Origin of the sequence: Bradyrhizobium sp. AC87j1, assembly GCF_002936975.1 — a bacterium.
GTDB lineage: Bacteria > Pseudomonadota > Alphaproteobacteria > Rhizobiales > Xanthobacteraceae > Bradyrhizobium > Bradyrhizobium shewense.
Genome location: NZ_PTFE01000020.1, coordinates 1 through 19,847, shown reverse-complemented (window position 1 = coordinate 19,847; position 19,847 = coordinate 1). Strand labels below are relative to the sequence as shown.

Below are 19,847 nucleotides of genomic sequence, written 5' to 3'. Positions count from 1 at the left end.
GGACTGGGAGCGATCTCCAGTCTTTGTGCCGCCTAAAGGCGTGAAGGTTCATCCGCAACGACCGTGCGGGGAGCCCTACTCCGCCGGCGTCAGCTGCCGATCCAGGCGCATGGCCGCGGTCTCGCGCACGCGGACCCGGGCGCGGCGTTTGCGCCACCAGATCACGACGCCGGTCACCGAGAGTGCGGCGACCACGAGCCCCATGATCGAGATCAGGATGCGGCCGAACAGTCCGACGATGCGGCCCGAATGCAGCGGAAATTGTGCCTGGACGAAGATGTCGGCGGCGGTGCCGACCCAGGGCAGACGCTCGCCGATCGGGCGGCCATCCTCGCTGTCGTAATAGAGCTGGGCCGGGCCGACGCCGCCGGCGCCGTGGTCGTCGCCGGGGTGGAAGAAGGCGGCGGCATAGACGCCATGGGCCGGGCCGTAATTGACCGAGCCGACCGGGATCGTCCACCCTCGCGCCTTGCCGTCGGCGGCGGCGCGGGCGGCGATGTCGGCGAAGGTGACCTTGGGCTCGATGGGATCGTCGAGATCGCGATACGGCCGCTGCTCATAGGGTGTCGGCGTGTAGTTCGACACCATCTTCATCAGCGGCGAGAACACCTCGAAATAGAGGTTCAGCGAGAACGCGGTGAAGGCGATGATGAAGAGCACGCCCCAGGTCCAGAGACTGAAGGCGCGGTGGATGTCGAAATTGATCCGGTAGGCGCTGCCGGAGGTCTTGATGGTCCAGGCCGGCGCCCATCGCGCCCAGAAGCCGCGATCGAGCTGGCGTGTGACGGCTGGCGCTCGCGCGGCCTTGGCCCGTCTGCGCGAGGGCAGCGTCAGATAGAAGCCGACGAAACAATCGATGGTCCAGATGATGGCGATCACGCCGAGCACGCGCATGCCCCAGCGATCGCTGCCCCAGAACTCCGGAATGTGCATCGTGTAGTGCAGCTTGTAGAGAAACGAGACGAAATTCTCCCGTGTGACCGGCCAGACCGCGCCCCAATAGCGCCGGCCCAGCTCCGCGCCGGTGTTGGGATCGAGGAAGACCTGATTGTAGTCGAGGGCGTAGCGCTTGCCGGTCGCGGGATCGATCCGCGGCATGACGAAGAACCACAGCGAATGGCCCTCCTCCGGCGTCATGAAGAGGTAGACGACGCGCGCGCGGGGATCGCGCTGCTCGATCATCTTGGCGAGCTCGATCGAGGGAATCGCCGGGCCTTTGGTCGAGACGTCGAACAGATGGCTGTTCAGGACGTCGTCGATCTCGTGATCCCAGGAGATGATCGCGCCGGTGATGCCGGAGAAGAACAGGAATCCGGCCGTGAGCAGTCCCGCCCAGCGATGCAGCTTGCCGAATATCGCTCTCATCGTCTTGCACTCTCATCCAGCAGGTCCGGCTCGCCATCGCCGGACCGTCTTCGATTTCACCAGCGATAAGTCAGCTTGCCGATGGCTTTCCGTCCCTCGGCATACATGCAGCCCGAAAGGCCGTAGCACGCCGCGACATAGCGCGTGTCCGCAAGATTGGTGACGTTCAGCGACAGCCGCCAATTGTCACGGGTATAGGCAAGAAGCGCATCCAGCACTGTGGCCGATCCCACCTTGAACGTATTGGCATCATCGCCCCAGGTCGCGCCGACATAGCGAACGCCGCCGCCGAACTGCAAGCCCGCCAGCATGCCGTTCTGAAGCGTGTAGTCGCTCCACAGCGAGGCGCGGTTGAGCGGCACGGTGACCGGCGCCTTGCCGACATTGACCGGATCTTGCGTGACCATGGCATCGATATAGGCGTAGGCCGCCCGCAGGTTCCAGCCGTCGGCGAGCGACATCGAGCCTTCGAGCTCGATACCGCGCGACTTCACCTGCCCGATCTGTTCGTAAAAGGTGGTTGCAGGAACGTACACAGCGACGTTGTCACGCGTCAGGTCGAAGGCGGCGAAGGTGAACAGCGCATTCCAGCCGAGCGGTTGATACTTGACGCCCACCTCGTACTGCACGCCGGTCTCGGGATCGAGCATCTGTCCGGACGGGCTGGTCGCGAGCTGCGGCAGAAACGACTCGGAATAGCTGAAATAGGGCGCGATGCCGTTGTCGAAATTGTACATCACGGCAGCGCGGCCGGTGAAGGCCGAGGCGTCCTTCGAGGTCGACGTGTCGGCCGGGGGCAGATTGGTGTCGAGCTGCGTCGTCACGAAGTCCTGGCGGCCGCCGAGCTGGAACGACAGCCGGCCGAGCTTGATCTGGTCCTGCGCATAGAGGCCGAGCTGCGACTGCTTGATGCCTTTGTTGTCGTACATGCCGCCGAGAGCCCAGTCGTAGCTGTAGACCGGGTTGAAGACGTTGATCTCCGGCGCCGAGGTCGTGACGGCAAAGGCCGTATCCCGAAACGAGGTGTTGCGATAGTCGAGCCCGACCAGCGTGGTATGGCTGAGGATGCCGGTATTGAACTTGCCCTGGAGCTGATTGTCCACCGCGAAGGAGTTGATGTACGAGTTGCTGTAGCTGCCGAAACGCCCGAGCTGCCCCGCCGCCTCGTCGGTGTATCCGGTGCCGTAGAAAGTCTTTTCCTCGTTGTGCTGATAGGCGTAGCGCAGGTTCTGCCGGAACGTGATGTTGTCGGTGAAATTGTGCGACAGCTGATAGCCGGCGGTCGCGATCTCGGTGTTGAACGCGTTGAAGCTCGGCACGCCCGCGAAGAACGAGACCGGGATGGTGCGGCCGTTGTTCGGCCACACCGTGCCCGAGGCCGGCAGGAACTGAAGGCCCCACCCTGCCCGGTCGCGCTGGTAGTTGGCCAGCAGCGTGATGGTGGTGTCTTCGTTCGGCTTGAACGTGACGGCGGGCGCGATGAAGACGCGGTTGTCCTTGGTGAAGTCGACCTGGGTCTGGCCGTCGCGGACGACGCCGGTGAGGCGCCACAGCACGGTGCCTTCCTTGTTGGCGGCGCCGCCCATGTCGAACTGGCCCTGATAGCGGTTGAAGCTGCCGCCGGAGATCGAGACCTCGCCGAACTGCTGCGCCGTCGGCAGTTTTGTCACGTAGTTGAGAATGCCGCCGGTGCCGCTGCCGCCATACATCGCCGATGACGGTCCCTTGAGCACCTCCAGGCGCTCGGCCCCGTAGGGATCGAGGCCATTGAAGTGCACATAGTTGCTCGAGGGGATCCGCAGGCCGTCGACGTAGAGACCCGACATGGTCGTGTCGAAGCCGCGGATCTGGAGAGCGCCGAAGCGGGTGTCCGAGCCGCCATTGACGTCGCCGCTGACACCGGCGGTGTAGCGCAGCGCCTCGCCGATCGAGACCGCGCCCTGGTTCCTGACCTGGTCGGTGGTGACGACGGAGACCGACTGCGGGGTTTCGATCAGCGGTGTGTCGGTCTTGGTGGCCGTGCCGCTTCGCGTGGCGACGAAACCGCGCACCGGACCATTGGCACGCTCGCCCGTCGCGCCGTTCGATGAGGCCGACTGAGTTGGGGTGGCTGGTTGCGCAGATGAGCGACGATTGGCGCGAGAGGTGCGTGTCGCCGCTCTTCGCGACGAAGCAACCGCCGCAGGACGGGCGCGCTCAACCGGCGCATCGACGGTGACAGCGGGAATCTGCGTCTGCGCCTCCACGGAACCAAAGGGAACCACGAGCGAGAATGTGCTGACCGCTCCGAGGAGCAGCATCCGAACCTGTCGACGACGCGTGCCCTCACGCGAAGAAAGTTGGTAGTCGGTCACGTCTTTCGAGGCCCCACGCACTGCCGGCTTTGCCGGTATCGTTTTTGGTGCCCCGCCCTAACTCAGGCGGTTTGCGAGTGCGATAGGAACGAAGTTAGAATCTCTCCAGAGGCGTGCGCAGCGCGTGCGACGAATGCGCTCATGCCGAATTGCCGCGCACGGTGCCAGGCAGTCGTCGTGCTCCACATTTGGAATGCTTCTAGATGGAAACACTCCCTCACCATTCGGCAATGGCTGGAAACGATCAGCTTGCTACCGCGCGAGAATCGCCAATGACCACGACGGTCGGCGCTACCGAAAAATCCGATCGAGCCCGATCGAACTCTATGATTTGCCGGCGTGACAACACGATTCGTCGGCAGTGTTGCTCGCGTGTGCCAGCACGCTGCGGCTGTTGCGGTCCGGCGGGATGTCGCCGGCCGCATTGGCGGCGAAAAAGCCGGTCGGCTTCAGCAGGAAGCCGGCATATTCCACCGGCATGATCGGAAAGTCCTCGGGCTTGCAGACATGGGTGTGGCCGAAAGAGTGCCACACCACGATATCGGCATTCTCGATGTTGCGGTCCTTCGCGGCATAACGCGGCAGGCCATCGCCGCCGGCATGGACGTTGGGATAATCGCCGCTTGCGTATTTCTCGGCCGGATCGAATGCAGTCACCCAGACATGCTTGGTTGCGAAGCCGCCGCGCTTGCGCACGTAACTGCCCTCCTGCGCCAGCATCAGCGGGCTCGGATTGACGACGAGCTTGTAAGCGGGAGCATTGCCGACCGAATTGGTCTCGTTGGGATTGCTGATCTTCCAGAACCGGCCGGTCTCGCCATTGGCGATGCCCGCCGCATCGCGCTCGCGCGACAATACCCGCGTCGTGGTGTCGAACACGTTGCCGTGCGGATTGTCGTCACCCCAGGGCCGCGGCACAAAATCGTGCTCGGTGACGGTGTTGCCGCCGCCGTCGAGATCCATGTGCAGGCGGACGTTGAAGAAGTGCTGGTGCGTCGGTCCGCCCAGATTGTCGTCGACCATGCCGCCCCATTGGTACGTCTCGCCTGATGGCACCGCGGCGGTCTGGATGATGCCGGTGAGCTTGGTCTCCAGCTGGATCGTGCCGTCCTGGTAGAGATACCAGTAGAAGCCGTAGTCGTAATTGCCGACGGTCGCGAAAAACGAGATCACGAGCCGCCGCGAGCGGCGGACCTCGAACAGGCCGTTGCGGAATTCGTAGTGCTTCCAGGCGATCCCGTAGTCTTCCTCATGCATGCAGACGGCGTTCTGCATGACGAAGGGCTCGCCCTTGTTGTCGGCGGCGGGCACGTCGAAATAGCGGATGTTGCCGAGACAGTCGCAGCCGAGCTCGAGCGCGTTGGCGAGCATGCCGAGGCCGTATTCGCCGGCATCGAACGCCGACTTCCAGAAATGGTTCGCTGTCGGATCGGCGTAAGGCACCACCATCTCGGTGACGCTGGCGCGATGGATCAGAGAGCGCTTGCGCGCGCCGTCCTGGTAGGCGAGCTGATGCAGCAAGAGGCCCTCGCGCGGCGTGAAGCCGATGCGAAAGCTCCATTTCTGCCAGTCGACCTTCCAGCCATCGACCTGAAAGCTCGCACCTTCCGGCTGCTCGATATGCAGCGGCTTGATGTCGGCGCGCGGATTGGTCGCCTCGTGCGCGCCGTAGTTCCGCTTCTTGCGCGGAATCGGCACGATCGGATCCGCATCCGTGAGGTCGATGACCTTGCCGCCGATCAGATCGACGACAGCGACCACGCCCTCGATGGGGTGTGCATAGCCGTTGTCCTGAAGGTGCTTGCGAAAATAGCTGACGGCACGCACGATACGGGCGCCACGCTCGAACTCCTTGTCGAAGAAACCCGACGAGAACGGATCGACCTGGACCAGCTCGATGTCCTTGTCGGAGAGCCCGCGCCGCACCATCGCTGCCCGCCAGCCCGGATCGGCCTTCACCACGGCCTCGCACTTGAAGAACTCTTCCAGCATTACCGGCGGCTGCCCGTAAGGTGCCTCGCGGTTCGGGATGATCTTGCGGCCGACGATCTCGCCACGGCCGAGATCAACGATATGCTCGATCGCCTCGCCCGTGGTGACGTCGAGCGTCAACGCGAAGGCGCGCCGCCCTACGCCGCCTGCGGCCAGCTCATGCTTGGTCGGCTCCTCCAACCGGACTGTCGGGAAGCGGCAGTTCTCCGATGAGGTCACGGCGGCGCGCACCAGCGTGCAGGTGGCGGTGATCTCCTCGGCCGTCAGTGGATCGAGCGGATGCGGCGTCGCGGTCTCTGTTTGCGATTTGGCTTTGACGGTATCGAGCATGGGAATGTCCAGAAATCAGGCGAGATGCGCGGTGATGGCGCTGAAGGCGGCGAACCAGCGCTGGTCGATCGGCACGTCCATCGCCTTGGGCTGTGTCGCGAGCTTGACGATGACCGTGTCCGAGTCGAGATCGACATAGAGGTGCTGGCCGTGAATGCCGATCGCGGTGAGTGCGTTGCGCGAGGGATCGATCGTGAACCATTTGCTGCGGTAGCGCGCGCCCGGGAAGAACTCGGCGAGGTCGCCGTCGGCCCAGGCCTTGGGATCGCCATTCTCGCGGATGTCATCGATCCACCAGCCCGGCACCACCTGTCGCCCCTCGACCACGCCGCGGCAGCGGATCATCTCGCCGAAACGGATGAGGTCACGCGCGGTGACGGAGATGCCGCCGGCGATGCGGCCCATGCCGTGGCTGTCGAGTGTGAGCGAGCCGTCGTCCTCCGCGCCCAGGGGCTGCCAGAGATATTCGGAGAGGATGCGCTGGTAGGGCATGCCGCAGGCCCGCTCATAGACCCAGCCGAGCACCTCGGTATTGGGCGAGACGTAGTGGAACACCTTGCCGTGCGGCTTGCCGGTGCCGCGCAAGGTTGTGAGGTAGGCGCGCTGGTGGCCTGCTTCGACGCCCGGCGGCGGCACGTCCCACCCCGAAGAGAACCGATAGCGCGCAACGTCGCCGGCGGGGTCCTCGTAATCCTCCTCGAATTTGATGGCGACGGCCATGTCGAGCAGGTTGCGGACGCTGCAGCCGGCGTAGACCGACGTCTCCAGTTCCGGCACGTAGCGCAGCACCCTCGCCTCGGGATCGAGCAGCCCGCGCGCGGCGAGCACGCCGCCGAGCGTGCCGGCGATCGCCTTGCTGATGGAGCAGACCAGATGCGGCGTGGTCACGCTCATGCCGTCGCCGTACCATTCGTGGATCAGCGTGCCCCGATGCATGACGAGGAGCGTATCGGCAAAGGTCTCGCGGAGCGTGGCTTCGATCGTGGTCTCTTCGCCATCAGGCGCGGTGAAGCCGAGTTTTGCCAGTTCGCGCGGCGCGCTTCGCATCAGCGTCGGCTGGGCCGAGCGGCGGATCTCTGCGGTCGGCAGCACTTCACGGGTGTGAATAAAGCCCCAGCGGATCGCGGGAAAGCTGCGCCAATTGGCGCGCGTCACCTGCGCCTCGGGCGCGGGCGGGCTGCCGCGCATGATCTCGGTCGGTCGCATCTCAATCCCTCCGCAAAGCGCCGTCCCGGCTGCGTTGTCGAAACGGCAGGACCGAAGCCTGCACCACGGCGCCATCGGGCGTTATCGAGATCCGGCAATATTTTGCTGGACAGCGTCCGTAGCCGTGCCAGTCTGGCGTGGTTCTTGCTGGCTGTCGGGTGGTGAATTTCGACGTGTCGTCATGCCCTTAGGCGCAACTCTTCCCACTCTGGACTCGGCTGCCGGCCTGTTTCGGGCCAGCAGTACCGATGTCGACGAGCATTGCGCTTCGCTCGGTCGCTGGCGGCTCAGCTACGACCAGATCAGCGCCGGAGCCTTCAGGGGCAGCTTCACCCAACTCTCCCTGCCCCAGCTCGACGTCTTCCGCGAGATCACCAGCCAGCAGGTCCGCCAATACGGCCAGTTGGGGGCCGACAGCTTCGGCATCGGTCTACCCTGGCACGGTGACGGCGAGGTCAATTGCAACGGCGCCAGCGTTGCAGGTGCTCAGGTCATCGCCTGCATCGACGCCGAGGTCGATATGTGCACGCCGAAGTCATTCGAGCTGCGCGGTGTTGTCGCCAGCGCGGCGCTGATCGAGGAGCTTGCCGCCCGGCTCGATATCGAGCTGCCGCGCGCGGTCTGGCACCAGTTGCGGGTGATCGAGATGGCGCAGGCACCGGTCGCGCGATTGCGCGCTCACCTTGCCGCGATCCACGAGACGATCTCGACCGCCCCGGAAACGTTCAACGATCCGGCGGCGCGGCAAGCGCTGGAAGACGCCCTCCTCGTCGAGATCATGGACATGCTGCCGACCGCACGCCCCAGCGATCCCGGCCGCAGCGCCGCGGCGCGCAAGCGCACCGTCGATCGTGCGCGGGCGCTGATGCATGGCAGCGGCGATCGCTCGCTCTCGCTGCTGGAGGTCTGCAAGGCGGTCGGCGCCAGCCCGCGCAAGCTCGGCTATTGCTTCCAGGAGGTTTTGGGAACGAGCCCGATGCACTACTGGCGAGCAATGCGGCTGAACCGCGTGCGGCGGGATCTGAAACGCGCCGGCGGCACCGATGCCTCGGTCTACGACGTCGCCGTTCAGCACGGCTTCTGGCACTTCAGCCAGTTCTCGCTCGACTACAAGCGCCACTTCTCCGAACTGCCGTCGGAGACGCTGCGCCGCGCCAGGTGTACCTGATCCGGCTCAGCGATGCCGCAGCCGGCGGTTGACCCGGCGCGCGAGATAATCGCCCGCGCTCTGTACCAACTGCACCAGCGCAATCAGCACGACGACAACGGCCAGCATCATCTCGGGCATGAAGCGCTGATAGCCGTAGCGGATGCCGAGATCACCCAAGCCACCGCCGCCGACCGCGCCGACCATCGCGGAGTAGCCGAGCAGACTGACCACGGCGAGCGTGAGTGCCAGCAGAAGTCCCGGCAGCGCCTCAGGGATCAGCACCTTGAACACGATCTGAAGCGGCGAGGCGCCGAACGAGGACGCCGTCTCGATCAGGCCGCCATCGACCTCGCGGATGGCAGCTTCGACCAGACGCGCGATGAAGGGCGCCGACGCGATCGTCAGCGGCACGATTGCGGCGGTCGATCCGATCGAGGTGCCGGCAACGAAGCGCGTGAACGGGATGATGGCGACGACGAGGATGATGAAGGGTGTGGACCGCGTCGCATTGACGACGATGCCGAGGACGCGATTGACGATGGGGGCGGCGAACAGCTCCCCTTTCCGGCTGGTCGCGAGGAAGACGCCGAGCGGAAGGCCGAAGGTGGTGCCAAGCAGCGCCGCGATGCCGACCATGTACAGGCTCTCGAAGGTGGCCTGGACGATCAGGTTGATGAGTTCAGGCGACATAGCCGAGATGCTCCGCCGGGAATTGATGTTGAGAGAGGAAGGCGAGCGTGCGCGCCACTGCGTCCTCGCCGCCAGAAATACCGAGAGGAATGCCGAGAACGAGCGAGCCGACGTGCTGACCGCCGATCTCGTCGATGCGCGCTGCCAGCAGCGATACGTCCAGGCCGAGCTCGCGGGCCAGCCGCGCGACTAGGGTGTCGCCGACCCCTGCCCCTCGCACCCCGAGGCGGATCACGGCTTGCCCGGCGGCGGACGGCTCCGCCACGATCCGGCTCGCCAGCGAGACGGGCAAGCTGTCGCCGGTCACCTCGGCCAGGAAGGATTGTGTGATCGGATGCTTGGGGTGGGTGAAGATATCCGCGACATGGCCGCTTTCGACCACATGGCCGGCGTCGAGCACCACGACGTCCCGGGCGAGCTGGCGCACCACGGACATTTCGTGGGTGATCAATACGATGGTCACCCCGAGCTCGCGGTTGATGTTCGCGAGCAGATCCAGGATTGCGCGCGTGGTCTGCGGATCGAGCGCGGAGGTCGCCTCGTCCGACAGCAGCACGCTCGGCCGGGTCGCCAGCGCCCGGGCGATGCCGACGCGCTGCTTCTGGCCGCCCGAGAGCTCCGACGGATAGCGGTCGTGCTTGTCGGCGATGCCGACGAGCGCGAGCAGCTCGGTGACGCGGGCCTTGATATCGGCCTTGGCCCAGCCGGCGATCTCGAGTGGCAGCGCGATGTTGTCGGCCGCCGTGCGCGACGACAGCAGGTTGAAATGCTGGAAGATCATGCCGATCGAGCGCTGCGCCAGCCGCAGCTCGCGCCCCGCCAACGCGGAGATGTCGCGACCGTCGACGACGACGCGCCCCGTGGTCGGCTTCTCCAAGCCGTTGATGAGCCGCACGAGGCTCGACTTGCCGGCGCCGGAGCGGCCGATCACACCGGTGATGGAACCGCGCGGGATCGCGAAGTCGATGTTTTGCAACGCGTTGACGCCGGGCTTGCCGCGATAGGCCGGATAGGTCTTCGAGATGCTGGCGAAACGGACCATCGCGTCCGGCTCAGCTGCGGCAGGTGAAATCGCTTCACACCTCTCGATCGGCTGTCCGATCGCGAGCGATTGGTGGGCATTCATGGAAGCGGCCTTCATGCACAATAGTTCGCTTGCCCGCCGGCCCCTCGGGGCGCACGGGAACCGGGTCGCATCGGGCGACGGGGATGAAACTGCGGTGAGGGTTCGGGTGGAACGCGCTGCATCGCAGCACGCACCATCGCCCTTTCAGGTCGGTCTTGCAATGTCAGATATTTGGAAGGAGTTGGACGAAGTTTTCCCAAATCCTGCCCGGAGAAGAATTTTCCTTCGCCGGGGCTATCGGCGTCCCGCCCGAGCTCATCCCATCTGCAACCATGGCAGCACGATCAGCAGGAGCCCGGCGAAATAGAGCAGCCCGAACAGCAGGCCAAAACCCCAGAACTGGCCCTTCCCGATATAGCCGCTGCCGAAATACATCGGCGCCGGCCCGGTCGCGTAAGGCGAGATCACGCCCATCAGGCCCAGCGAATACATGCAGAGCATGGCGAGCGTCGTGACCGGCAGGCCGGGGATGCCCGATCCCACCGCGAGCACGACCGGCAGCACGGCGGCGGCATGCGAGGTGATGCTCGAGAAGAAATAGTGGATCCAGAAGAACAGCGCGACCAGCAGCAGCATCGCGGTCGATGGCGACAGCCCGGCGAGCGGTTTTGCGTATTCGGTCGCGAACCATTTGATGAAGCCGATCTCGTTGAGGCCGGAGGCCAGCGTCAGTAGCGAGGTGAAATAGAAGAACACCTCCCAGGCGCTCTTCTCGCTGACGATGTCGGCAAATTCGATCACGCCGGTCACCAGCATCAGCGAGATCACGATGAACACGACGGTGGTGGCATTAACGAAGTTCGAGCCGAGCACGGGAATGTGGATGTCCGGGCTGGAGCCCGCGATCCACAGGAACATCGCGAGCACGATCAGGCCGAGCATGATCCACTCGTTGCGCGACATCGGGCCCATCCCGGCGAGTTCCTTCGCCGCCCATTCGGTGATTTCCGGGCTGCTCTTCACCTCTGGCCGGCACACCAGATAGCTGAGCAGCGGCACGAGCACCATCAGCAGGATGCCGAGCGGCGCGAAGCCCAGAAACCACTGGCCCCAGCTGACCTCGACGCCGGCGGTCTTCTTGGCGATCGCCAGCGCCGCCGCGTTGGGCGCAAGCGCGGTGAAGAACAGCGAGCTCGTGACGGCGGTCGCGGCAAAGGCGGTCCACATCACATAGGTGCCGATCCTGCCGGCGGTCGGCCCCGGCTCGGATCCATAGATGCGCGGAATGTTGCTGATGATGGGATAGACGATGCCGCCGCTGCGCGCGGTGTTCGACGGCGTTGCCGGCGCGAGCAGGAAGTCCGACATCGCCACCGCATAACCGAGGCCGAGCGTGTTGCGGCCTAGGCGCTGCACCAGCACCAATGCAATGCGCCGGCCGAGCTGGCTCTTGCGATAGCCGATCGAGAACACGAAGGCGCCGACGATGAGCCAGACCGTGCTCTCGGCAAAGCCTGCCAGCATCCAGCGCAGCGACTTGCCGGGATCAGGGTCGATATAGCCGGCAACGCCCGCGACCGTCAGGCCGATGAAGCCGACCGCGCCGACCGGCATCGATTCCAGGATGAGCCCGGTGATGACGGCCGCGAACACGGCGAAATAGTGCCACTGATTGACGTTGAGCCCTGCAGGCACCGGCCACAGATAGATCACCAGCCACACCGCGAGCGGCGCGACCAGTTTCCAGCGAAAGCCTTTCGCCTCCGGCGCTTGCGAGCTAGCAGTCATGGGCCCTCCCCCTCGATCGTCGTCGCCTGTGCGGCCCGTGGGCGAGCCTGCTCTTGTCCCTGCGCCGCGTATACGAACTGCCGGTTGTGCGATCAATGGCCCGGCATAGATCTACCGCCCCTTGAAGCGCGGCTTGCGGCGGCCCAGGAACGCCTCGACGCCCTCCTTGTGATCCTCGCTGAGGCTGGCGAGCGCGAACTGATCGACGTCCATGTGGCTGGCGAGATCGTCCAGCGCATGCGCGAGCCGGTTGACGGTCAGCTTCGTCATCGCCACCGAGAGCGGCGGCTGCGCGGCGACCTTGCGCGCAAGATCCATGGCGGCATCGAAGGCATGGCCAGGATCGACCACCTGCTCCACCAGGCGCCATTCATGGGCCTCATCCGCTGAGATGCGCTCATCAGCCAGGATCACCGCCTGCTTGGTGCGGGCCGGCCCCATCAGGTGCAGCATGCGCGGGATGCTCTGCCAGCTCATGTTCATGCCGAGCCCGATTTCGGGTACGCGCAGATGCGCATCGCGGCCCATGATGCGGAAGTCGAGCGCGACGGCCAGCGCGACGCCGCCGCCGACGCAGAAGCCCTCGATCGCCGCGATCGTGATCTGCTCCATCTCCTGCCAGGCGTGCGTCAGACGCGGCCCGAGCTTGAGGTGCCGCCGCAGCGTGCCGAGGTCCATCTCCTTGCGCGAGCGCCCCTCGGCGTCCTTGAGGTCGAAGCCGGCGCTGAATGCGCCCGAGCTGCCGGTCAATACGACGACCGACGTCGCGGCATCGTCCTCGAAACTGCGAGCCGCCGCGGTCAGCTGCCGCAATGCCTCGGGTGACAGGGCATTGATGCCGTCGCCCCGATCGAATCGCACCACTGCAATCCGCCCCTCAGGCCCGAGGCCCTTTTCGATCTTCACGTAGTCCGTCACCCACGTCTCCCCATCTGCTTTGCGGCGATGCTAGCCTACATCCGGCCTCACGAATATGGGACCCGGTTGCGCCGCAGCGCATACTCGACAGGCCCAGGCCATTGCGCTTAATCTTCGTCGCCATGAGCCATGATCACGACCATCACCACCACCACGATCACGACCATTCCGAGCTGTCGGAGACCGAGCTGCGCGTGCGCGCGCTCGAGACGATCCTGACCGAAAAAGGCTATGTCGAGCCCGCCGCGCTCGACGCCATCATCCAGGCCTATGAGACCAAGATCGGCCCGCACAACGGCGCACGCGTCGTCGCCAAGGCCTGGACCGATCCGGCGTTCAAAAAGGCGCTGCTGGAGGACGGTAGCAAGGCGATCGGCACGCTCGGCCATGTCAGCCGCGTCGGCGACCATCTCGTCGTGGTCGAGAACACGCCTGCGCGACACAACATGGTCGTGTGCACGCTGTGCTCCTGCTACCCCTGGGAAATGCTGGGATTGCCGCCGGTCTGGTACAAGGCGGCGCCCTACCGCTCGCGCGCCGTGAAGGATCCGCGCGGCGTGCTCGCCGATTTCGACGTCACCCTGCCGAAGGACATCGATATCCGGGTGTGGGATTCTACCGCGGAGACGCGCTTCCTGGTGCTGCCAATGCGGCCCGAAGGCACCGAGGGCTGGAGCGAGGAGCAGCTCGCCGAGCTCGTCACGCGCGATTCCATGATCGGCACCGGATTCCCGCGAAAGCCCGGAGCGCCGTCATGAACGGCGTGCACGACATGGGCGGCATGGACGGCTTCGGCAAGGTCGAGCCGGAGCCGAACGAGCCTGTCTTCCACGAGGAGTGGGAGTCCCGCGTGCTGGCGATGGTGCGCGCGATGGGCGCGGCCGGCGCCTTCAACATCGATACCTCGCGCTTCTATCGCGAGATGATCCCGCCGCACGTGTATCTATCGAGCTCCTACTACAAGAAATGGTTTCTCGGGCTCGAGGAGATGCTGATCGAGAAAGGCTACCTCACCCGGGAGGAGGTCGCCGCCGGCCATGCGATGCAGCCTGCAAAGGCGCTCAAGAATGGCACGCTGAAGCGCGACGATGTCGAGCGCACCATGGTGCGCGGCAAGTTCGCCCGCCCTGCTCCGGCCCCGGCAAAATTCAACATCGGCGATCGCGTGCGTGCGAAGAACATTCATCCGGCCACGCACACGCGGCTGCCGCGCTATGTGCGCGGCCATGTCGGCGTGGTCGAATTGAACCACGGCTGCCACGTGTTTCCGGATTCAGCGGCGATGGAGCTCGGCGAGAATCCGCAATGGCTCTACACGGTCGTGTTCGAAGGCCGCGATCTCTGGGGCGAGGATGGCGATCCCACCCTGAAGGTCTCGATCGACGCGTTCGAGCCCTATCTGGACCCGGCGTCATGAGCGGCACCGCTGCTGCCGCAGCCACCGCGGCCATACCCAGCATTCCCCGCGATGACGACGGCCCGGTGTTCCGCGCGCCCTGGGAGGCACATGCGTTTGCGATGGCATTGACGCTGCACGAACGCGGCGTGTTCACCTGGCCGGAATGGGCCGCCGCCTTGGCCTCCGAGATCAAGCGGGCCCAGGCGGCCGGCGATCCCGATACGGGCGAGACCTATTATCTGCACTGGCTCGCCACGCTGGAGGGTCTGGTTGCGCGCAAGGGCGTCGCCTCGACGGAGACCCTGCACCGCTACCGCGACGCCTGGGACCACGCGGCCGATCGCACCCCGCACGGCAAGCCGATTGAGCTCAGGCCGGAGGATTTTGGCTAGCTCTCGCCAAGCCCGTCATTCACTCGTGTCCCGGACAAGCTGCAACGCGTAAGCGTTGCGGCGCAGAGCCGGGACCCAGACGGCGACACGATACACTACGGAAGCATGGGCCCCGGCTCTGCAGCGCACCGCCGAAGGAGCGCTGCGCTGCGTCCGGGGCACGAGAGCAATGCGGCGAACCTACTTCGCCGCCACAAACTCCCGCCACCCCTTCGCCCGCAAGCTGCACGCCGGGCACTCGCCGCAGCCATAGCCCCACTCATGCTGCGCGCCGCGTTCGCCGAGATAGCAGGTGTGGGAGTGCTCGCGAATGAGATCGACCAGCCCCTCGCCGCCGAGATCCTGCGCGAGCTGCCAGGTCGCGGCCTTGTCGATCCACATCAAGGGCGTGTGCAGCTCGAATTGTCTGGCCATACCGAGCGAGAGCGCGGCCTGCATGGCGCGGATGGTGTCGTCGCGGCAATCGGGATAGCCGGAGTAATCCGTCTCGCACATACCGCCGACGATGTGGGTGATGCCGCGCCGGTAGGCCAGCGCCGCCGCAAAAGTCAGGAATACCAGGTTGCGGCCGGGCACGAACGTATTCGGAAGGCCGTCGGCGCCCATCGCGATCGCGACATCGCGTGTCAGCGCGGTCTCGGACACCGCCGCCAGCGTCGGGATCGACAGCGTATGGCTCTCGCCGAGTTTTGCGGCCCAGTCCGCGCGCAGGTCCTTGATGCCGTCGAACAGCCGGTCGCGGCAGTCAAGCTCAACCGCATGACGCTGGCCGTAGTCGAACCCCAGCGTCTCCACGCGCGAAAAGCGGCTGAGCGCCCAGGCGAGGCAGGTGGTGGAATCCTGGCCGCCGGAAAACAGCACCAGCGCGGTTTGTGATGACAATGGATCACTCATGGACCGCGCTTTAGCACTGCGGACGCGGCCCGCCAATCAGTGGAAATCGGCCTGTTCCGCCCCGCCGCGCTGGGAACGGCGGGCCGCTTTTGGCATAAGGTTTTGGAGCCAGGAGAGCGCCCCGCAATGACCCCTTCCCGCGACATTTCCCGCCTGATCGAGATCATGGCGGCGCTGCGCACGCCGGTGACCGGCTGCCCCTGGGACCTCGAGCAGGATTTTGCGACCATCGCGCCCTACACGATCGAGGAGGCCTATGAGGTGGTCGAGGCCATTAGCCGCGGCGATCTCGACGATCTCAGAGAGGAGCTCGGCGACCTCCTGCTCCAGGTGGTCTTCCACGCCCAGATGGCTTCGGAGCAGAACGCCTTTGCTTTCGGAGACGTGGTCGAGGCGATCACGCGAAAAATGATCCGGCGCCATCCCCACGTCTTCGCCGACAAGGACGGCAATCTCGCCTCCTCCCATGTCAAGGAAGTCTGGGACCGCATCAAGGCCGAAGAGAAAGCCGAACGCGCCGCGCGCCGGGCGCCGGAAGACATGCCTGCGCACAAATCGCTGCTGTCAGGCGTCAAGGCCGGCCAGCCCGCGCTGACGCGCGCGATGGAGCTGCAGCGCAAGGCCTCCACCGTCGGCTTCGACTGGAACGACCCGCGCGCGGTGCTGCAAAAGATCCGCGAGGAGGCCGACGAGATCGAGGCCGCGCTCGACCGCAACGACAAGCAGGAGATTGCGGAAGAGACCGGTGACCTGATGTTCGCCCTCGTCAACCTCGCCCGCCATGTCGATGCCGATCCGGAGGCCGCATTGCGTGCAACCAACGCAAAATTCGAGCGGCGCTTTGCCTACATCGAACGGGCGCTGGAAGCGCACGGCCGCACGCTGGAGCAGGCGTCGCTGGCGGAGATGGACGCGCTGTGGAATGCGGCGAAGACGGCGACTTGATACGGGGCACGCAGTGGACATCAGACAGGACAATCCGAAGGCGCCGCATGTCGCCGACTTGTTGGCACATCACCTCGAAGAACTCCGCAGCGTCATGGGCGAGCACGCGCAGGCCCTGGACGCAAGCGGCCTTTCGGCTCCGACCGTGACGTTCTGGACGGCTTGGCAGGACGGTGTGCTGGCTGGCTTCGGGGCCCTGAAGCAGCTGGATGAGACGCACGGCGAAGTGAAGTCGATGCGCGCTGCGCCCAGTGCGCGGCGGACCGGGGCCGGACGCACGATTCTGAACCACATCATTGCCGAAGGCCGCAAGCGCGGATATGCGCGTCTCAGCCTGGAAACCGGCACGGGGCCGCTGCACGTGCCGGCCGTCGCGCTCTACCGCAGCGCCGGGTTCGTATCCTGCGAGCCGTTTGCCGACTATCAGGCGAGCCCGCATAACCAGTTCATGAGCCTTGATCTGTCCAGGTGATTATCTCGGCGTGTAGCCCGGATGGAGCCAGCGCAATCCGGGCTACGAAGTGCGCTTTACGCGGACAGACGCGGCACGGCATCAAACCTGTTCACCACGATGTCCCGCTTCGTTTCATCCACCCGCACGGTCATATCAAAACGGCCGTCGTGCAGCTCTTTCGCCAGCACCTCGGCATTGCGGTGCAGCCAGCTGATGCCGGCGCCGTCGGCGGCGTCGATCGAGAGATCGAGCGTCGTGCGCTTGGCCGCTAACCGCTCCTCGATCGCGGCGAGCAATGCGTCGACGCCCTCGCCCGACACGGCCGAGACCAGCATCGCGGGATGATCCTCCGGCCTGCGCGCGACGATGTTCAGGAGCTCTTCGCGCTGCTCGGAATCGTAGCGGTCGATCTTGTTCCAGACCTCGATGATGCGGCCGGAATCATCGGGGTTGATGCCGAGCTGGCGCAGCACGGCGTCGACGTCGCTCTGCTGGGCCTCGGCATCTTCATGGGATATGTCGCGCACATGCAGGATGACGTCGGCTTCGAGCACCTCCTCCAGCGTGGCACGGAAGGCGGCGACGAGCTGGGTCGGCAGGTTGGAGATGAAGCCGACGGTGTCCGACAGCATCGCCTTGCCGCCATGCGGCAGGTTGAGGGCGCGCAGCGTCGGGTCGAGCGTGGCGAACAGCATGTCTGCGGCTTGCACGTCGGCGCGCGTCAGGCGATTGAACAGCGTCGACTTGCCGGCATTGGTGTAGCCGACCAGCGCGACGACGCGATACGGCACGCGCTGGCGGCCGGCACGATGCAGCCGCCGTGTCGCCTGCACCTTCTTCAGCTCGCCCTCGAGCTTGGAGATGCGCTCCTGGATCAGGCGTCGGTCCGCTTCGATCTGCGTCTCGCCGGGACCACCCATGAAGCCGAAGCCGCCGCGCTGGCGCTCCAGATGGGTCCATGATCGCACCAGGCGCGAGCGCTGGTAGTTGAGATGCGCGAGCTCGACCTGGAGCGAGCCTTCCTTGGTCTTGGCGCGGCGGCCGAAGATTTCCAGGATCAGCCCGGTGCGGTCGAGCACCTTGGCGTGCAGCTCCTTCTCGAGATTGCGCTGCTGGATCGGCGCCAGCGCGCAGTCCATCACCACGAGCTCGACGTCGAGGTTCTTGGCCAGCGCGGCGATCTCCTCGACCTTGCCCTTGCCGATATAGGTCGCGGGGCGGATCTGGCTGATCGGCGCGATGATCGCGTCGGCAATGACGAGATCGATCGCACGCGCGAGGCCGGCGGCTTCATCGAGCCGGGCCTCGGCGTTGCGCTGGATATGAGTCTCCGATTGCGCGTCGGCTCCGCCTGCGCGCACCCGCAAATAGGGGCCGATGACAAGCACCCGCCCCGTCCGCTTAGCCCCTGCCGACCGCGGACGGTCGGCATCCCCGTCGAAATTCCGGGGTTCCAATCAGATCACTCTCAAGCCGGCTGATCCTCGCCGCCTTCGAACAACTGGATCGGCGCACCCGGCATGATGGTCGAGATCGCATGCTTGTAGACGAGCTGCGAATGACCGTCGCGCCGAAGCAGTAAACAGAAATTGTCGAACCAGGTCACGATGCCCTGGAGCTTCACTCCGTTGACCAGAAAGATCGTCAGTGGCGTCTTGGTTTTGCGAACGTGATTAAGGAAGGTGTCCTGTAGGTTTTGTGCGCGGTCTGCCGCCATTGTTTTTTTCTCGCTTTGAGTTTCTTTTTATTGCGCCGGTTGCGGCCCTCTTTGTGAAGGTCGGAGCCTCTCCCGGTTGCCGTTCCTCATGAGATCCCCCTCGGAAGGAACAGCTGTGCAATTAGAGGACAGGTGGACCTATTAGGCAAGCCGCTTCACGCGGCAACGGTCGCCGTATTGCCCCGAAAAACTACGGAAATCGATGAATTTCCTCGTTTTCTTCCAAGGTGTCGCCGCAACGTCGCGGCGTTAGAATCCTGTTTTGACGGCATTTTCCCAGTGCGAACCGGTACCCGCTTCGCACGAAAACGCGCTAGCCGACACCGAGCGCTTTCAACTTTCGATGCAGCGCCGACCGTTCCATGCCAACGAACTCGGCTGTGCGAGAAATATTTCCTGAAAAACGACTGATCTGTGCAATCAAATAGTCGCGCTCGAACACCTCGCGCGCCTCGCGCAGCGGCAGGCCCATGATGTGCTCGCCATTGTTGCTGGTCGGCATCGCCGGCACCATGGAGCCGACGTCCTGCGGCAACATGTCGGCCGTGATGATGACCTCCGGTCCGCCGGCGGCGAGAATCATGACTCTTTCAACGTTGTTGCGGAGCTGGCGCACATTGCCCGGCCAGACATGCGATTGCAGCACCGCCATCGCGTCCTGGCCGATCTGCCGCTTGGGCAGGCCGCTGCCGGCCGAGATCTGCTCCATGAAATAGTCGATCAATTCCGGGATGTCCTCGCGCCGCTCGGAGAGCGCAGGCACGCGGATCGGCACCACCGAGAGCCGATGATAGAGGTCCTCGCGGAAGTGGCCGGCCGCGATCTCCTCTTCGAGATTTCGCGCGGTCGAGGAGATGATGCGGACGTCGACCTGCACCTTGGCGGTGCCGCCGACGCGCTGGAACGACTGCTCCACCAGCACCCGCAGGATCTTGTTCTGGGTCTCGCGTGGCATGTCCGCGATCTCGTCAATGAACAGCGTGCCGCCATGGGCTTCCTCGAGCGCGCCGGGCTTGCGTGCCTGTTCGCCGTTGGACTGCTCGACGCCGAACAGCTCGTGCTCCATGCGGTCGGGCGTGATCGCGGCTGCGTTGATGACGACGAAGGGACCGTCGGCGCGGCCCGAGGCCGTATGCAGCGTGCGTGCCGTCAATTCCTTGCCGGCGCCGGCGGGACCGACGATCAGG

Annotated in this window: 18 protein-coding genes; 6 read left to right on the top strand and 12 right to left on the bottom strand. The window is 65.0% G+C overall.

The features are described from left to right. Window positions 1–75 precede the first annotated feature (75 nt). The 4 genes from fsrB to CV770_RS13095 form a co-directional block, all read right to left on the bottom strand. Window positions 76–1,365 carry a siderophore utilization protein FsrB gene (gene fsrB / locus CV770_RS13110; protein ID WP_104462638.1) on the bottom strand — a complete coding sequence of 430 codons (1,290 nt, stop codon included), beginning with the start codon at window positions 1,363–1,365 and terminating at the stop codon, window positions 76–78. 56 nt (window positions 1,366–1,421) lie between these two features. Then, a complete protein-coding gene (locus CV770_RS13105) occupies window positions 1,422–3,416 on the bottom strand; it encodes a TonB-dependent siderophore receptor (protein WP_201759832.1) in 1,995 nt (664 codons plus the stop codon). A 627-nt stretch (window positions 3,417–4,043) separates the two neighbouring features. Beyond that, entirely contained in the window at window positions 4,044–6,041 is a 1,998-nt protein-coding gene (locus CV770_RS13100; protein WP_104462636.1) for a primary-amine oxidase, read from the bottom strand. Between the two features lie 15 nt (window positions 6,042–6,056). After that, window positions 6,057–7,247 (bottom strand): serine hydrolase domain-containing protein, encoded by a 1,191-nt coding sequence (locus CV770_RS13095; RefSeq protein ID WP_104462635.1) that lies wholly within the window; start codon window positions 7,245–7,247, stop codon window positions 6,057–6,059. Between the two features lie 181 nt (window positions 7,248–7,428). On the opposite strand from CV770_RS13095, the gene CV770_RS13090 reads away from it, so the two are divergent. Then, window positions 7,429–8,415, top strand: a complete 987-nt coding sequence (locus CV770_RS13090) for a helix-turn-helix domain-containing protein (protein WP_104462634.1) — start codon at window positions 7,429–7,431, stop codon at window positions 8,413–8,415. Between the two features lie 6 nt (window positions 8,416–8,421). Here the strand turns inward: CV770_RS13090 and CV770_RS13085 are convergent, their stop codons facing one another. The 4 genes from CV770_RS13085 to CV770_RS13070 form a co-directional block, all read right to left on the bottom strand. Next, on the bottom strand, window positions 8,422–9,087 hold the full coding sequence (locus CV770_RS13085; RefSeq protein ID WP_104462633.1) for a methionine ABC transporter permease: 666 nt from the start codon (window positions 9,085–9,087) through the stop codon (window positions 8,422–8,424). Beyond that, on the bottom strand, window positions 9,077–10,228 hold the full coding sequence (locus CV770_RS13080; RefSeq protein WP_201759831.1) for a methionine ABC transporter ATP-binding protein: 1,152 nt from the start codon (window positions 10,226–10,228) through the stop codon (window positions 9,077–9,079). The genes CV770_RS13085 and CV770_RS13080 overlap by 11 nt, the downstream gene beginning before the upstream one ends. A gap of 240 nt (window positions 10,229–10,468) precedes the next feature. After that, complete coding sequence (locus CV770_RS13075) at window positions 10,469–11,941, bottom strand: DASS family sodium-coupled anion symporter (RefSeq protein WP_104462632.1); 1,473 nt, start codon at window positions 11,939–11,941, stop codon at window positions 10,469–10,471. Window positions 11,942–12,052: 111 nt separating this feature from the next. Beyond that, entirely contained in the window at window positions 12,053–12,859 is an 807-nt protein-coding gene (locus CV770_RS13070; RefSeq protein WP_091956707.1) for an enoyl-CoA hydratase/isomerase family protein, read from the bottom strand. A gap of 122 nt (window positions 12,860–12,981) precedes the next feature. Here CV770_RS13070 and nthA point away from each other — a divergent pair, with 122 nt between their 5' ends. Genes nthA through CV770_RS13055 form a run of 3 tightly spaced genes read left to right on the top strand, consistent with a single transcriptional unit; the run spans window position 12,982 to window position 14,650 of the window. Then, a complete protein-coding gene (gene nthA, locus CV770_RS13065) occupies window positions 12,982–13,617 on the top strand; it encodes a nitrile hydratase subunit alpha (RefSeq protein ID WP_104462631.1) in 636 nt (211 codons plus the stop codon). Next, window positions 13,614–14,276 carry a nitrile hydratase subunit beta gene (gene nthB / locus CV770_RS13060; RefSeq protein WP_104462630.1) on the top strand — a complete coding sequence of 221 codons (663 nt, stop codon included), beginning with the start codon at window positions 13,614–13,616 and terminating at the stop codon, window positions 14,274–14,276. The genes nthA and nthB overlap by 4 nt, the downstream gene beginning before the upstream one ends. Beyond that, window positions 14,273–14,650 (top strand): nitrile hydratase accessory protein, encoded by a 378-nt coding sequence (locus tag CV770_RS13055; RefSeq protein WP_104462629.1) that lies wholly within the window; start codon window positions 14,273–14,275, stop codon window positions 14,648–14,650. The genes nthB and CV770_RS13055 overlap by 4 nt, the downstream gene beginning before the upstream one ends. A gap of 180 nt (window positions 14,651–14,830) precedes the next feature. Here CV770_RS13055 and queC read toward each other — a convergent pair whose 3' ends face one another. After that, window positions 14,831–15,544 (bottom strand): 7-cyano-7-deazaguanine synthase QueC, encoded by a 714-nt coding sequence (queC, locus tag CV770_RS13050; protein WP_104462628.1) that lies wholly within the window; start codon window positions 15,542–15,544, stop codon window positions 14,831–14,833. 126 nt (window positions 15,545–15,670) lie between these two features. Between queC and mazG the strand changes: the two genes are divergently transcribed. Continuing rightward, window positions 15,671–16,489, top strand: coding sequence for a nucleoside triphosphate pyrophosphohydrolase (gene mazG, locus CV770_RS13045; protein ID WP_104462627.1), 819 nt, complete (start codon window positions 15,671–15,673; stop codon window positions 16,487–16,489). A 13-nt stretch (window positions 16,490–16,502) separates the two neighbouring features. Beyond that, complete coding sequence (locus CV770_RS13040; protein WP_104462626.1) at window positions 16,503–16,961, top strand: GNAT family N-acetyltransferase; 459 nt, start codon at window positions 16,503–16,505, stop codon at window positions 16,959–16,961. Between the two features lie 56 nt (window positions 16,962–17,017). On the opposite strand, the gene hflX is transcribed toward CV770_RS13040, so the two are convergent. From hflX to CV770_RS13025, 3 genes are all read right to left on the bottom strand, one after another. Beyond that, window positions 17,018–18,400, bottom strand: coding sequence for a GTPase HflX (hflX, locus tag CV770_RS13035; protein WP_201759830.1), 1,383 nt, complete (start codon window positions 18,398–18,400; stop codon window positions 17,018–17,020). 11 nt (window positions 18,401–18,411) lie between these two features. Next, window positions 18,412–18,660 carry an RNA chaperone Hfq gene (gene hfq / locus CV770_RS13030; protein WP_007591126.1) on the bottom strand — a complete coding sequence of 83 codons (249 nt, stop codon included), beginning with the start codon at window positions 18,658–18,660 and terminating at the stop codon, window positions 18,412–18,414. Between the two features lie 313 nt (window positions 18,661–18,973). Then, the coding region (locus CV770_RS13025) for a sigma-54-dependent transcriptional regulator (RefSeq protein ID WP_146101281.1) at window positions 18,974–19,847 on the bottom strand (874 nt) is incomplete at its 5' end.

What these genes read in the sequence shown, in the direction of transcription:
- CV770_RS13075 (WP_104462632.1), bottom strand. Translation starts at nt 11,941, where the DNA reads ATGACTGCTAGCTCGCAAGCGCCGGAGGCGAAAGGCTTTCGCTGGAAA.
- CV770_RS13055 (WP_104462629.1), top strand. Translation starts at nt 14,273, where the DNA reads ATGAGCGGCACCGCTGCTGCCGCAGCCACCGCGGCCATACCCAGCATT.
- fsrB (WP_104462638.1), bottom strand. Translation starts at nt 1,365, where the DNA reads ATGAGAGCGATATTCGGCAAGCTGCATCGCTGGGCGGGACTGCTCACG.
- CV770_RS13095 (WP_104462635.1), bottom strand. Translation starts at nt 7,247, where the DNA reads ATGCGACCGACCGAGATCATGCGCGGCAGCCCGCCCGCGCCCGAGGCG.
- hfq (WP_007591126.1), bottom strand. Translation starts at nt 18,660, where the DNA reads ATGGCGGCAGACCGCGCACAAAACCTACAGGACACCTTCCTTAATCAC.
- mazG (WP_104462627.1), top strand. Translation starts at nt 15,671, where the DNA reads ATGACCCCTTCCCGCGACATTTCCCGCCTGATCGAGATCATGGCGGCG.
- nthB (WP_104462630.1), top strand. Translation starts at nt 13,614, where the DNA reads ATGAACGGCGTGCACGACATGGGCGGCATGGACGGCTTCGGCAAGGTC.
- queC (WP_104462628.1), bottom strand. Translation starts at nt 15,544, where the DNA reads ATGAGTGATCCATTGTCATCACAAACCGCGCTGGTGCTGTTTTCCGGC.
- CV770_RS13090 (WP_104462634.1), top strand. Translation starts at nt 7,429, where the DNA reads ATGCCCTTAGGCGCAACTCTTCCCACTCTGGACTCGGCTGCCGGCCTG.
- CV770_RS13080 (WP_201759831.1), bottom strand. Translation starts at nt 10,228, where the DNA reads ATGAAGGCCGCTTCCATGAATGCCCACCAATCGCTCGCGATCGGACAG.
- nthA (WP_104462631.1), top strand. Translation starts at nt 12,982, where the DNA reads ATGAGCCATGATCACGACCATCACCACCACCACGATCACGACCATTCC.
- CV770_RS13085 (WP_104462633.1), bottom strand. Translation starts at nt 9,087, where the DNA reads ATGTCGCCTGAACTCATCAACCTGATCGTCCAGGCCACCTTCGAGAGC.
- CV770_RS13100 (WP_104462636.1), bottom strand. Translation starts at nt 6,041, where the DNA reads ATGCTCGATACCGTCAAAGCCAAATCGCAAACAGAGACCGCGACGCCG.